The sequence below is a fragment of the uncultured Thiodictyon sp. genome (genome assembly GCA_903837595.1).
GTDB lineage: Bacteria > Pseudomonadota > Gammaproteobacteria > Chromatiales > Chromatiaceae > Thiodictyon.
The window spans coordinates 1-12,916 of record CAILVI010000259.1; the positions used below are offsets into that span (position 1 = coordinate 1).

Here is a 12,916-nt window from a genome sequence, read left to right on the forward strand (position 1 = left end):
GACGGACGCGCCGCGCCCGCCTTGGCCTGCTTGCGCTGCAATTCGCGCTTGGCCCGTTTCTTCTGCAGTGCCTTCTGATCGAGTGCCATTGAAAGTGCTCTTCCAGCTGTTGAGTGAGTAAATTGCGCCGACCCGTCGTCTTGGTCTGGCGCGTGTCGCCTCCAGTGCCGTAGCCCTAGGGTAACCGTTCAGACCCCCCACCCCAACCCCTCCCGCAAGGGGGGGCGGGGCAGGAGGACGTTACTCGCAGACTTCACGCGACTGGCGCACCGATGTTCCGCCCTTTGTCAATGATCAGCAAGTCCACTTCCTGGTCAAACCGGTATTGAGCACGCGGTGAATCAAGATGCTCATTCAAAACGGGCTGGAAAAACTCCAACACATCCGGGTCGTTATCCATAATGCATTTCTTTAGATATACCGCGAGGAGATGCCGCTGCTCAACGTCGATCGTGTGAGTGAACTTGATCTTATGGATTTCATAATCTATCGCCAATGACATGAGAACTTGCTGGTGATCTTCGGATGCCAATATCCTGGCCGCGTTGTTTGGCGCGGAGTGATGGACGAGGTAATAGTCATAAAGCCGGTAATAAGACGAGTTCCGGGCCAGCTGATAGATGAAAAATTTTCCGTTCGGCCGCAGCAAACGCAAACAAGACCGGCAGATGTCCGCCAACTTATCTCGGTTGACCGTACAGAGCGAGTGTATCGCCCATATGACGTCAAAGCTCCGGTCGCGAGCGATTGTCTGGGGCAGATATTCTATGGCCGAGAGATAGGTCACCGCTGGGCTGAAATGTCTTAGCGCATGATACTGCGCTACCGCCGAGTCGAGACAATATTCAGAAATATCGAGCAAATCCGCGTGCACATGAATGCGGTCAGGCATCTTCTTGTCAAGGAGGCAAGGGAATCTGGCCGTGCCGCAGCCCAGATCCAAGAGTCTGATCTCAAGATTGCGGGTAAAATCGAATAGCGCGGCTGGCGGGTATTGCTCGATCAGGCGCTCATAATCGATTTGGGTGACCTTGAACCACGAATCGAGATCGAGCTTTTCCTTCTGGTAGTAAGCTGCGGAAGGATTGATGCCGGAAGTCCCCGGGGGGGGGTGGTCATTTGATGTGCTCCAGCATCGTGGACTATCATTGTTGTTGAGGGAAACCGGGTTGGGTGGTCATTTGAAAATGCGTATTGATGAAATGGGTGCGGCCCCCTACGCTGCCGATCTGCAGCAGGCGGACTTGCCATTGCGCGATTTCGCGATAGCTCAGATGATGGCTGTTGACCGAGGGTGTCCACAATCCGCCGATCACGCTCGGGTCGTCGAACGCAAGCAAACCGGACGCGTGGACCTGGTCGCGTTGTGGGGTCCCGGTAATGGGATAGATGGAAAAGGGGGATACCTGGAATTTGAGCTTGGGGTTGATGTCCAGCAGCGCCCGATACAGTGTCAGGATCGCCTCTTCCAGGCGGATCAAGGTCTCTTGGCTTTCATCGGCGAACCCGATGATGATGCCGTAAGTCAGGTGCGGCAGACCGGCCCTCACAATGGCCTTGACCAGGTCGCAATGCTCCCGCCAGGGCAGCAGCTTACGGTAGTTCTCCCGCCCCGCCAACGGGCGTTCGGCGGGAATGTAGGCGTGATAGCAGCCGACCTTTCCATCCCAGCCCCAAAGTGCCGAAATAAGCTCCTCGTCCGGTTGAAAATCCGCGGCCCCGCGATTGATGCTGCGCCCCTGCGTGGCCTTCTTGAGTTCCAGCCCATTTGGCCACAGGACGGCCAGTCCCAATGCCCGGATTCCCGACATGATTTCCAGGATCGCGGCGCGTCCCCCCGGTCTTAGAATCCGTCCCAGGAACTGGTCGGAAGAGCCGATGACGGAGCCTGCACCCGCCCGCCGCTGCAGTTCGAACCAGGCCAATGTGCGCTGCGGCGACATGGCGCGATAACCCAGTCGATACCTGGGTGTCTGGCAGAAGTCGCAATGCCGATCGCAGCCGATGTCGGTGAATACCGAACCGATCGGTGACAGGGTCGGCGGATAGTCCAGACTCCAGTATTCCCGCCCGAGGCACTGGGTGGCCACCTCGGGATCGGGCAAGGCCCAATCCTCCGGACCGCGGGCCGGCCGTGTTCTCGGTATGACCGTGCCGTTACTCAACACGACCTCGGTCAGCGACTCACGGGCGGGGCGGCCCAGCACATGGTCGAGGATGGCGGCGTTGGCCGCCCCCGATTTGTCCTGCACCACGGCGCAGGCGCCGGCGTCGAGGTAATATCTGGGCTCGGCCAGCGCGTCCGACCCGCCGACCACCAAGGGTCTGCCCTGACTCGCGAGGTGGGCGATGACGATACGGGAGAGTTCCCGATGTTGGGAAAAGTTATTGGTGATCGCCCAGGCGTCATAGGCGCTGGGGTCGAGTGCGCCGATTGGGGTGCCGAGATAGACCTTGGTGAGGTCGGCCCCGCCCCAGCGGACCGTTCCGAACTCGACCGCTGCGGCGCCGTCTTTCAGGTTAACCAGTTGGGCGTCGAAGCCGCTGGCCCGCAGGTCGGCCAGCAGCACCTGCTTGCTGATCAAGGCCGAGCCCGGGCGGACCGAGGCGCGGTTCTTGCCGTCCGCGTCGAACAATCCCAATTCCGGCAGTTCAACCACGCCGATGCTGTGTGTGCTGGGTGCGTACATCGTATCTACCGGGTTCAGCGGGGGCGGCCGGGTCAGGGTCCGGCCGGTGACAGCGAGCTGCTGACGTCGCCGGTGAGGAGGTCCGTGATGTACTGCCGTCCCTGCCGGGCGCCTTCCTCCAAGACCGGACGGAGGCGCTCGGCCAGTCCAGCCGGGATGGCGGACTGCGCCATATCGACGGTGAGGAAGCGGTCCAGGATCGGTCCCGTGTCCAGCGTGGGAAAATGGCGGCAATACAGATCCATCGCCCGTCCGGTCAGGCCCTTGCAGCGGCACAGCTCGAACGCCAGCCGGACTTCCTCGATCTGGCCGATGCACTCAAAGGGGGTGTGTTCGCCCAGTCCCAGCATCTCGTAGAACCAGCGCTGGTTCTCCTCGACCTCGAACAGATTGCCGGGGATGGTCTGGCGGACCCGCTCGGTATCCAGATAGGCCATGAAATTGAGCCAGACATAGGCGCACTTCGGGCAGCGCCCGCACCAGGGTTTGGCGATATTGCAGGAGTGCGTTGCCCCGATCAGGTCCTGATCCGGGCGCAGCAGGTTGAAGATGGCGGTGTCGTACACTGGTTGGAGCAGGCTGTAATACGAGGCGTTGGCGATCAGCTCGGTGCGGATATAGTCGTTGAGCAGACGCTCTGCCGCGTATGACTTGCCCCACTGGTGATTGATGTCCTCGCCGGTACGCTCCCAGACGAGATTGCCGGTATTGGCGCTGCGCTCATGGGCGAGCACCATGGTCCGGTAGCCGTGCTGCATGAGCATGGGCAGGGCGGCGAACAGTGAGCAAGGGGTCTCCGCGGCCAGCAGATCGCGGATGTCGGGATAGACCTGGCGGCCCGGTGCATCGGCGAATGTGTCGATGACCCGTAGCCGATGATGGCCGGTGCCGGCACCACACCGCACCAGTCGGTCGATCAGTGCGTGCTGCGCGGAGGCCCGCCCATAACAGGAGTTCGAATAGCCAAAGGTGGCATAGGGCTCGCCGATCCGTTCCAGCAGCCTGGCACTGACCAGACTGTCCTTGCCGCCCCCGCAGAACGCCAGTGTCTCCACCGGACCAGCCGGTACTGCCACCGGCCGCGGGTCCTCATCGACCGGGGTGCCGAGGATCTCTGGTCCGCGGTAATCCGGGTCGTCGTGCAGGTATCGCCACTGCCCCCAGACTTGGTGCACGACCCTGCGCCACATCCGCTCGCATGCCGGCGTATACCAGCGCGCCTGGACGCCGAGGTCGAGCGCTGCCGGACGCAGACTGACCAGCTTGCCGGCCTCCAGGATCAGCATATGAAAGTACAGGCGGTCCATGAAGGCGGACCCGAACGCGGCCTCCAGACCCAGCAGGTCGACATCCTCGTACCAATACGAGGTCTCGAAGCGCAGGTCGTCGATGCCGTAGACCAGGCCGACCTGATGCCGGGAGCGCAGCACGGGGTCCAGCCACATGCGCCTGCCGCGGTGGGCAGGCCGCGTCCCGGATCGGACAGCGTCTGGCATCATCGGCAACGTCCGTCCATCACCGGCGCCGGCAGCCCAAGCTCGGTGGCGACCCGCACGAGTTGCGGCCAGAGGCCCCACTGGCCGAGGGTGCGCAGGCGCGACTCGGCGCGGGCCAGGGCGGCGCGGGCCTCATCGGGGCGGGACTGGTGGTGCTTGAGGCGTGTCTCCAGGAGGTGCAGCTCGGCCTCGCGGCGACCGTAGCCGGTCTCGCGGATCAGGAGGTCGGCCTGGGTCCAGTGCCGGGCGGCCTCGGGAACCGGGTCCGGGGCGGCGGGGTCGGCGCCGGCCTGGGCCAGGTCCAAGGCCAAGTCCAAGGCAAGCTGACCGGCCAGCAGGGCGGTCTCGGCGAGATAGGTGCGCATGCCGGGCGGGGTGGCAATGGCGAGCGCGGCCTCGAGGTCGGTGCGGGCGCCGGACGAGTCGCCCTGGGTGCGGCGGTGGTGGGCGCGGATGAGGTACAGGATCGGCATGAGGACCATCGAGTTGGCCCGGCGCATGGTCTCAATGGCTCGGTCCAGGGCGGCGCCGGCCTCTCGGGCCTCAGCGTCGGACCCGGCCGCCGATCCGTCCGGTCCGGCGAGGGCCTGGCCGATGGTGCAGTGGTCCAGGGCGTCAGACAACAGATGCCGATGCATCGCATCTAGTCCATCGTCGAGCGATGCCCGCGCCCGCTCCAGCACCGCGAACCGCTCGGCCGGGGTCCGGGCCTGTTCCAGCAGGATCTGGGCGTAGTCGAAGTCGTGCAGGCCCACGAGCGTCGGCCGGTGCGGGGTGTGCTCCGCCTTTACGGCTGCGGCCTCGGCGAAGGCCAGCGCGGCTTCGAGGGGCCGTCCCTGGCCGTGCAGTGCGCGGCCGAGGTAGGCGAGGGCCGCGAGCCGGCGCGGCCGGGTCTGGACCCTGTCCGCGACGCGCCCCGCGGCCTCCACCGCCTCGCGTGCCAGGGACTCGGCCTCGCGCCAGTGCCCGAGCGGGGTCAGCAGGTCAACGAGGTTGTACGACGACATACAGAAGTTGTTCCAGTCCCTGGCCTCGCGCTCGCGCTCTCGGCCCATCCGACGCGGCCCCAGTGCCTCGTCGAGTCGGCCGAGCAACATGAGACAGAAGGCGACCACGGAGATGAGCCAGGAACGGTCGGACTCGGTCAGGTCCCCGGTCACCGGGGGCTGCGACCAGCCCTCGGGAAAGAAGCCCGCCAGGGCCGAGAGCTCCGAGGAGATGGCGCCGAGCTTCAGCAGGCTGTGGTGCTGGCTGCCGCGGTGGATGCGGTCCTGATACACCTTGCGCTTCGCCGCGTCGTACCGCCCCGCCCGACACCCATGCCCGATCGCCCGGTAGAGCGGCTCCAGGGCCTCCAGGGTGTCCGGCTGGTGCTGTTCGGGCAGGGCCCGGAACCAGTCGAACAGGAGCCCATGGGCCGCACGCCAGGCCGCGGGCGCCTCCTGCTCCAGTGCGCGGCCGAAGTGCTCGCGCACCAGCGGGTGGGCCTCGATGGGGGCGTGGGCGTCCCGCTCGCGATCGGCCCGGTCCGCCAGCCCCCATTGCCGCAGCCGCGCGAGCGCCTCCTCGAGCTCCGCCTCCGTGGCCCCATGCAGCGGCTCGGTCAGCCCGGCGATGGGCGGGTCCTGGTCCTTGAGCGCCTGGATCGCCCCCCAGGGGGCCGGGCGGTCGAAGAGCCCGAGCACCCGCACCAGTGCACGGTCGAGTGCCGCGTGTTCGTCGCGCAGTGCCTCATCGAACCAGCCCATGACGGTGGCGGCGTGCCGGTCGGGTCCGGCGGCGGTCGGCACCGGCCAATCGCGGTCCAGAAAGGTCTGGGCCTGGTTGTCGAGGAAGCCGTGGGTCAGCTCCGCGGCCAGGACCAGGGCCAGCGGGTGGTCGGCGCAGCGTTCGGCCAGGGCGTCGAGTTGGTCCGGGGTGCCGGTGAGGCCGCGGGCCGCGAGCAGTTCGACCGCCCCCGCGCGCGGCAGTACACCGAGCCGGACCTGGCGGAAGGCCGGCTGGCACTCGATCCGGGGGTCGGGGATCGGCAGGCGCGAGGACGCGAGGCACAGTGCCTGGCCCGGGGCGCGCCCGAGCCCTTCGAGCAGGGCGGCGAGCCCCTGATCCTTGAGCCGGCCGTCGAGCCGGGGGTCGGTGGACGCCTGCTGCATGGGCTCCAGCCCGTCCAGTGCGATCAGGGTCGGGGCCGCGGCGGCAAGCCCGGCGAGCCGGCGGCCGAGGTCGTGGTCCGAGGTCGTAGACTCGGGCGTGTCGCCCAGCTCCGCCAGCGCCCGGAACAGGAAGGCGCGGGCGCTGGTGTTCTGGTCGTGGCTGCCCTGGGAGTAGAAGGAGTGCCCGATGCAGCGGGTGCCGGCCGGCCAATCGCGGTGCTCGATCCACCAGCGGGTGAGGGCCGACTTGCCGACCCCGCCGGGGGCGACCCAGAGCAGAACGCCGCCTTGTCCGGCCGGTGGCCCGCCGCCGAAGCGGGTGTCGAGGCGGACCAGGTCCGCCGCGCGGCCGTAGAGGCGGGCGGTGGCGCCGGGGAGTTCGGCGAGCAGGGCGGCCAGGGCGTCCTGGGTGCGGTCGGTGGGCGCCGGCGGCTGGGCGCTCCGCCGGGCCAGGCCCCGTGCCTGGCGGTGCCGCTCCAGGACCTGATGGATCTCGCGTACCACGGCGGTGTAGGCCATGGACTTGGGCCGGTGGGCGGTGATGGGCTTGGCGTCCCTGGGCACCATCTGGTGCGCCTTGATGGTCGGGTCCAGGTCCCAGTTGCAGTGGTCCGCCAGCACGAAGAGGACCAGGGTGCCGGCGTCGCGTCGGCGGGCGAGGAAGGCGGGCAGTTCCTCGTCCATGCAGAACGCGGAGTTGAGAAAGTCCGCGCAGACGATGAAGACGGCCCCGTCGGCGCGCTCGATGGCGGCGGCGATCTCATCGCGCCAGAGCTCACCGGGCGGGATCTCCCGGTCGGTCCAGGTCGCGACCAGCCCGGCACGCTTCAGCGGCGCGAGGTGGACCAGCAGCCGGTCCTTGATCGGCTCGCTCTTATGCGAGTAGCTGACGAAGAGCTCGAACGGGCGCTCGAAGTCGCGGTCGCTGCGGTCCTGACTGGCGGCGGGCATGGCGGGGTCCGTCGGGGTGGGTTTGGGGCTTTATACCCGCGGCGGGGGGGGTTGGCAATGCGGGCGGAGGGCAGCCCCTGCGGGAGCCTGGCGGGACGGGGTTTGCAACCCCGTCCCAAACGTTTCGGAACCGGCCGGTGTCGCGGGTTCGCCAGCCGTTTCAAACGGTTCCGGACGGGGCGAAAGCGCCGTCTACAATGTTGCATACCTGATCCCACCGCTTGGCTTTCAGGTGCATCCTGGTCCCGGGGCACCCCTGGGTCCGGATCAACCCGGAAGACCACGACGATCTCGTCGCGGTGGATCTCGACACGTTTGACCAAGGCGCGGACGATCTCGCGCTTCGCAGCGAAATCCAGATGGTCAAACGATCATTAATCGCAGCGGCAAATTCTTCCAGACGATTGATGACCAAGAACAACTCGAATTGTCCGGCGTGATGCTGTTTCGCGGTGGCGATCTGACCCGCGACCTGTTCAAGCTTCAGTTTCACATGCGTCATCTTGGGATCGAAATCGGCTTTGTCGATCAGTCCCTCAGTATAGCTGTCGATCAGCCGGAATTTGCCCTGTTCGAGATGGCGTTGCTGTCGTTCCAGAGCGGCCGTGTCGGCATTCACCTGGTGTTCTTGCTGCAACCGATCCAAACGGCGCTCATATTCCTGCTTCAAGCGCTCGGGATGCGCTAATAAATCGACCACTTGCTGCCATACCAAGTCATCCAGTCGATCGGTTCGCACCGGCGTGTGTCACAAACCCGCACTCCGCCAAAGCAATGGGCATCGGTACCACGACAGCGGTAATAGGACGGCAGCTGGCGGCCGTTCGCAGCGCCGTAGCCGACCCCTCTGCCATAATACGCATAATGGCAGTGAGCGCAAACGGTCAACCCCTGTAGCAAATAGCTGGCGCCGCCGCGGCGTTGCCGGGCGCGCTGGCGATTTTCGTCAAGTTGCGCCTGCACGGCAAGAAACAGTTCCTCGCTGATCAGCGCGGGCACCGCATTGACGCTGCCGCGGTTCGCCGCGTGACGTTTGCCGCGCCGATTGCGTTCCATGATCTTGGCACGCTCGTATTCCGCAATCACGCCCTGCATTTGCAGTAACAGCGCCTCTTCCGGGGTGCTGCCAATCGCATGGTTAAGGAACACCAACGCCACCCCACTCGTGGCTATTTCCTCCATCAGCAGAACTTGATGGGCGTATTTCCGTTACAATCGATCCGGCGACAACACATAGAGACGATCGATGACGCCCAGGGCCGCGTGATCACGCAACCGCTCCAATTGCGGGCGAATCAGCGTCGCGCCACTGACGCCCGCGTCAATAAAGCACAAGTCCTCCGCCAGCGACTCGCCATCGGCCGCAATCCGCTCGCGCAGCGCCGTCACCTGACTGTCAATCGTGCCGCTCTTGGCTTGCTGGTCCGATGACACACGGGCATAGAGCGCCACCACCAAACGTTGGGTCATCGTCTACCTCCCGTGACGGCGGCCCGCCGCGGAGCGATCTGCGGCGCCACGACCTCCGGCGCCGCGCGATGCGACGTGGTCGGTTTTAGTTGTTCGTACGCCGTGATCAGCTGCTCGGCGGCGAACCGGTTAGGCTCAAAGGCCACGCGAACCCGACAGGTGCGCGCTGCTTGACTCATGCTTGGGGCCCTCCGTCCGCGGCAACGTCGATGACGAGGGTGATCCCGACACCCACATCCCCCGCAAACCCGGGCGCCAAACACGTCCGAGCCAGGCGTAAACCCCATTTTAGTCGAGAATTGGCGACATTGTTGACGGAGTCAATGCACTGTCCGGCTGTGAGACGGCATCGCGCGCCGGTTCCTCGCGGCAGAGTGGCCAGGACTATAATCGGCTGCGGCCCACCTATGCGATCTGGCTGCTGGGCGACGACCTGCTGTCGGACGACCCCGCCTATGCCCACCGCTACTGGCTGCGCGACGAGCGGGGCCGCGGTCTTTTCGACCACGGCGGCATCGCCCTCTTTGAGCTGAACAAGTTCACCACCGAGGCGGTCGGCACCGAAGGGTAGGGGTGGGTTTGAAACCCCCCCCTACTCCAGGGGGAGCGCCTGGATGCGGACCAGTTACCCGCCTGGATGCAGACCATTGAAATGAGGCAAGCCATGAGTACCCTGAAGGCCTTCTCCGAGAAAGAACACGCCTACGATGCCTACCAGGCGCGACAGGACTATCTGCGTGTGCAAAGTTCCATTCAGCGCCGCCAGCACGAGCTGGAGCAGGCACTGGCGCAGGAGCACGTTGCGCGGGAAGCCGAGCGGCACGCAAAAGAGGCCGCCCTTCAAGAGAAAGACGCCGCCTTGGCGGAGCTCGCGCGACTCCAGACCCTGCTGGGCGCCAACCAGCCCCGCGGGGGCGCCTGAGTGCAGCGCGGCTCTTAGGCCCCCGCGTCGTCCCGCTCCATCCAACTCCCGGCTACCCAGCGCCGCATCAGCTCGACGGTAAAGCGATAACGCTCGCCCGCCCGCAGGACGCAATCGTGATCGATCAAGGCGCCAATCGCCGCGTCCAGCCCGGCGCCTTCGAGCCCGCTCGCGTGCGCCAGCCCCGCCGCTGCGAGCCCCTGCGGGTCGGGCGCCAAGGCGCGTAAGACCGCGTGCTGTCCCGGCGGTCTCTCCGCCGCCTGGGCCCAGATCCCGCGGAAATAGCCCGCACCCTGGGTATAGATCGACGGGACCGCGACGACCGCCTCCACGTCCTGCGCGGAGAAGGTCGCGGGCGGCGGATGGACCTCCTCGCGCAGCCGCCGATTGAAGCGATCGACCAGCCCGTCGCCTAAGAGTTGGACCAGGAACGGCTGCCCGGCGGTCAGCCGATGGATAGACGCCAGACACTCCGGGCTGAAGGCGAGCGGGAAGGCATCCGCATCGACCTGGAGCACATCGGCGACCCCGTTCGCGTCGAGAAAGCTCACCCGCACCGAGCGCCAGGCATAGATCGGCTCGTAGAGGCTCGCACTGCGCTCGTTGAGCCGATGCAGACCCACCAGCACGACCACCAGCCAGGGGTATTGATGGGTGAGGCCACGCAGCAGGGCGACGAATGCGCTGGCCTGGGCGGGGCTCAGATACTGATCGAGCAGTTCGTATTCGTCCAGGACCAGGATATAGCGGCGCCGCTGGTCGGCCTCGTGCAGCCGCTCGAAGACGTTTCTCAGCTCGGCGAGCGGGCTTGCGTTCAGGCCTTGCGGATCGCCGGATGCGCCGATCCCGAGCGGCTCCGGCATCGTGCGGCCCGATGCCCGCCAGAGTTGGGAGGCGATGGCCTGGCAGAGGTCCGCGAGGGGCATTGCGGGATCGACCAATTGAAGGGTGAAATAGGCAAGCCCGGTATCCGGACCGGATCGCCCGTACTCCAGCACATTGCGCATCACGCTGGTCTTGCCCATGCGCCGATGGCCATAGACCACCAGCGAATCGCGCTGGCCCGGCTTGGCCCAGGCGGCGCGAATCTCCTCGAAGACCGACTCGCGCCCGACCAAACGGTCCGCCGGGACCGGTGCACCGACGATATAGGGGCTCGCGACCGGCGCGGGCCTCCAGGGTGCCTACGTCGGCGGCCACACGCTGGGCCAGGTCCATCCATTGGTCGACGATCTTGACGAAGACGACCCGCTCGGGCTGGGGGCACTCATTCGGGGTCGATTGCAACGCCTTCAGGCTGCCGATGACCCGGTTCAATGCGCCGCTGCGCTCGCGGGGGGAGCGCGAATGCAGGACCAGGTGCGTGTCGCGGGCGGCTTGGCCCAGACGGTCCAGGCACTGGGCGACCTTGGGGCGCAGCAGCTCGGGGCCGGGTGGCGTCGGCGGGAGCCAGGCGGCGATCTGCTCGAATTGTTCGCAGTCGAGCGCGGTCGCCAGGGCAGCGGAGTTGGCACGCATCTCTTCGCCGAACGGCAGATGGCGGACGTGCGCAAATGCGTCTGCGGCCCGCGAAGGCCCGGCCTCGTGTAATAGCCAGAATCCGGCGCAGGCGGCGCGGGACGGGGTGTCGGTGCGCAGTGATACATCGACCTTCGGGCGCCAGCGAGCAGTTAGAAAATCAATGCCTTCCGAAAAAAACGACATCAGCTCGGCCGACAGACTCGCGGATTGAAAGCGAAGCACATCCCAATCGCGGATATCCCGCTCGCACCATTGGGCGATCCGAGACAACAAGGCCGCCCCGTCGGTCGATGCCAATGCGCGATTCGCCGCCTTGAGGACCGGCACGAACTGGAGGGTATAGCGCAGCAGACCCTCGCATTCATCAAGACCAGTCAGCCAGTCCTGTGTCAAGCGAACGTAGAGATCCTTTGCAAGACCTGGAACCGGTAGAGCCGAGACCCGTTGCATCGCGATTGCGATACGCCTTGAGCGCCGAGACCAGGCTGAAAGTAAGGCAAGTGCAACCGTGTCTATGCGACCTAGAGCAGAAAGGACCGAAAACACAATGGCTACGCGGAACGCCAGGCCGAGCGCTGGGCCGCCCGCCACGCCGAGCGCCACGAAGGCTGCCATGCCGACCGCCACGCCGCCGGTCAGGCCGCCCGTCACGCCGACCAACAGGCCGAACGCCAAGAAGAGCGTCACGACGACTGCCAGGCTGAGCGTCACGTCGAACGCAAGGCCAACCGCCACACCGCCCGTCACACCGCCCGCCAAGCCGAACGCTACGCCAACCGTCACACCGCGCGCCACACCGCCCACCCAGCCGAACCCTACGCCGAGCGCTACGCCGAACGCCACACCGAGCGTCACACCGAGCGTCACGCCTACCCAAGACAGCGATATATCGAGACCAGTGGCGACCAGCCAGACGCCCCCTAGCACAATCGCCAAGACCCCAATCGCCTGACTCGCCAACCGCCGCTGAACCGGATCCCGCCGAATCGCCACCCAGCCATCCGTATTCCAGGGCAGGCTCCCAAACCGCTCCACATACCACCGTATCGCCTGCGGAAAGTAGAACACCCAATACAGCAGCACCAGGTAATCGAGCGGATTCCACAGCGACAAGGGCCGCTTGCGCCGTGGCGCATAGGGCAGCTCCTCGCTCATCGCGCCGATCCTCCCTGGTCCGGACGCAATCGCTCGAATCGCCTGGCGCACTGGTGCAGCAGGTCGCGTGGGTGCCGCGCCTCGCGGCACAGCTCGGCATAGTCGTCCGCCGGGCCGCCGCAGCCCGCCAGCCGCAGCGCCACCAGTCGCGCGCAATCCGCCGGGGTGAGCGGGGCCAGTTCCACCGGCCGCGGGTCCAGGTTCCACAAGGGGGAGTCGGATGCCCATTGGTCTTTGGGGAACGCCAGCTCCAGCCGCTCGTTGCTGACCAGCAGCAGTTTGACGGCGTATTGCTCGTGGAGCCCGCGCAGCCAGCGGCGCATGGCAAGCCCGGGGGCACCCCCGTGCATACCACCCAGATCGTCCAGGACCAGCAGGCGCAGCCGGCGAGTCTCAACCAGCATGGGGATATCGGACGCAGTGCGTCCGCCCAGGCCCTTGACGATCTCGGCGCGCAGGTCGCCGAGCGTCCCGATGAGCCGAAAGCCGAGGCGCAGCCATTGCCCGGGCCCGATACCGAGTGCCGGCTCGAACCGCGGGCGGATGGCATCGAGCAGC

Annotated in this window: 9 protein-coding genes and 1 pseudogene; 2 read left to right on the forward strand and 8 right to left on the reverse strand. The window is 66.1% G+C overall.

Features of this window, described 5'->3' with window-relative positions; translation table 11 throughout:
* Window positions 1–253: 253 nt before the first annotated feature.
* The 6 genes and pseudogenes from QZY44_RS14075 to QZY44_RS14100 form a co-directional block, all read right to left on the reverse strand.
* On the reverse strand, window positions 254–1,090 hold the full coding sequence (locus QZY44_RS14075) for a class I SAM-dependent methyltransferase (RefSeq protein WP_365304362.1): 837 nt from the start codon (window positions 1,088–1,090) through the stop codon (window positions 254–256).
* A 55-nt stretch (window positions 1,091–1,145) separates the two neighbouring features.
* Window positions 1,146–2,690, reverse strand: a complete 1,545-nt coding sequence (locus tag QZY44_RS14080) for a radical SAM protein (RefSeq protein WP_295447237.1) — start codon at window positions 2,688–2,690, stop codon at window positions 1,146–1,148.
* A 32-nt stretch (window positions 2,691–2,722) separates the two neighbouring features.
* Window positions 2,723–4,135, reverse strand: a complete 1,413-nt coding sequence (locus QZY44_RS14085) for a hypothetical protein (RefSeq protein WP_295447239.1) — start codon at window positions 4,133–4,135, stop codon at window positions 2,723–2,725.
* Between the two features lie 50 nt (window positions 4,136–4,185).
* Entirely contained in the window at window positions 4,186–7,290 is a 3,105-nt protein-coding gene (locus QZY44_RS14090) for a toll/interleukin-1 receptor domain-containing protein (protein ID WP_295447241.1), read from the reverse strand.
* Between the two features lie 160 nt (window positions 7,291–7,450).
* A complete protein-coding gene (locus QZY44_RS14095; protein ID WP_295447243.1) occupies window positions 7,451–7,990 on the reverse strand; it encodes a hypothetical protein in 540 nt (179 codons plus the stop codon).
* Window positions 7,975–8,760: pseudogene (locus QZY44_RS14100) on the reverse strand (recombinase family protein). Before QZY44_RS14100 ends, QZY44_RS14095 begins: the two are co-directional and overlap by 16 nt.
* 664 nt (window positions 8,761–9,424) lie before the next feature.
* On the opposite strand from QZY44_RS14100, the gene QZY44_RS14105 reads away from it, so the two are divergent.
* On the forward strand, window positions 9,425–9,682 hold the full coding sequence (locus QZY44_RS14105; RefSeq protein WP_295447245.1) for a hypothetical protein: 258 nt from the start codon (window positions 9,425–9,427) through the stop codon (window positions 9,680–9,682).
* 14 nt (window positions 9,683–9,696) lie between these two features.
* Here QZY44_RS14105 and QZY44_RS14110 read toward each other — a convergent pair whose 3' ends face one another.
* A complete protein-coding gene (locus tag QZY44_RS14110; protein WP_295447247.1) occupies window positions 9,697–10,800 on the reverse strand; it encodes an ATP-binding protein in 1,104 nt (367 codons plus the stop codon).
* 103 nt (window positions 10,801–10,903) lie between these two features.
* Between QZY44_RS14110 and QZY44_RS14115 the strand changes: the two genes are divergently transcribed.
* Window positions 10,904–11,272 carry a hypothetical protein gene (locus QZY44_RS14115; RefSeq protein WP_295447249.1) on the forward strand — a complete coding sequence of 123 codons (369 nt, stop codon included), beginning with the start codon at window positions 10,904–10,906 and terminating at the stop codon, window positions 11,270–11,272.
* 1,082 nt (window positions 11,273–12,354) lie between these two features.
* Here QZY44_RS14115 and QZY44_RS14120 read toward each other — a convergent pair.
* Window positions 12,355–12,916: hypothetical protein (locus QZY44_RS14120; protein WP_295447251.1), on the reverse strand; the 562-nt coding region annotated here is incomplete at its 5' end.

Excerpts from the sequence above, each read along its gene's own strand:
- QZY44_RS14080 (WP_295447237.1), bottom strand. The coding sequence starts at position 2,690 with ATGTACGCACCCAGCACACACAGCATCGGCGTGGTTGAACTGCCGGAA.
- QZY44_RS14085 (WP_295447239.1), bottom strand. The coding sequence starts at position 4,135 with ATGTGGCTGGACCCCGTGCTGCGCTCCCGGCATCAGGTCGGCCTGGTC.
- QZY44_RS14090 (WP_295447241.1), bottom strand. The coding sequence starts at position 7,290 with ATGCCCGCCGCCAGTCAGGACCGCAGCGACCGCGACTTCGAGCGCCCG.
- QZY44_RS14105 (WP_295447245.1), top strand. The coding sequence starts at position 9,425 with ATGAGTACCCTGAAGGCCTTCTCCGAGAAAGAACACGCCTACGATGCC.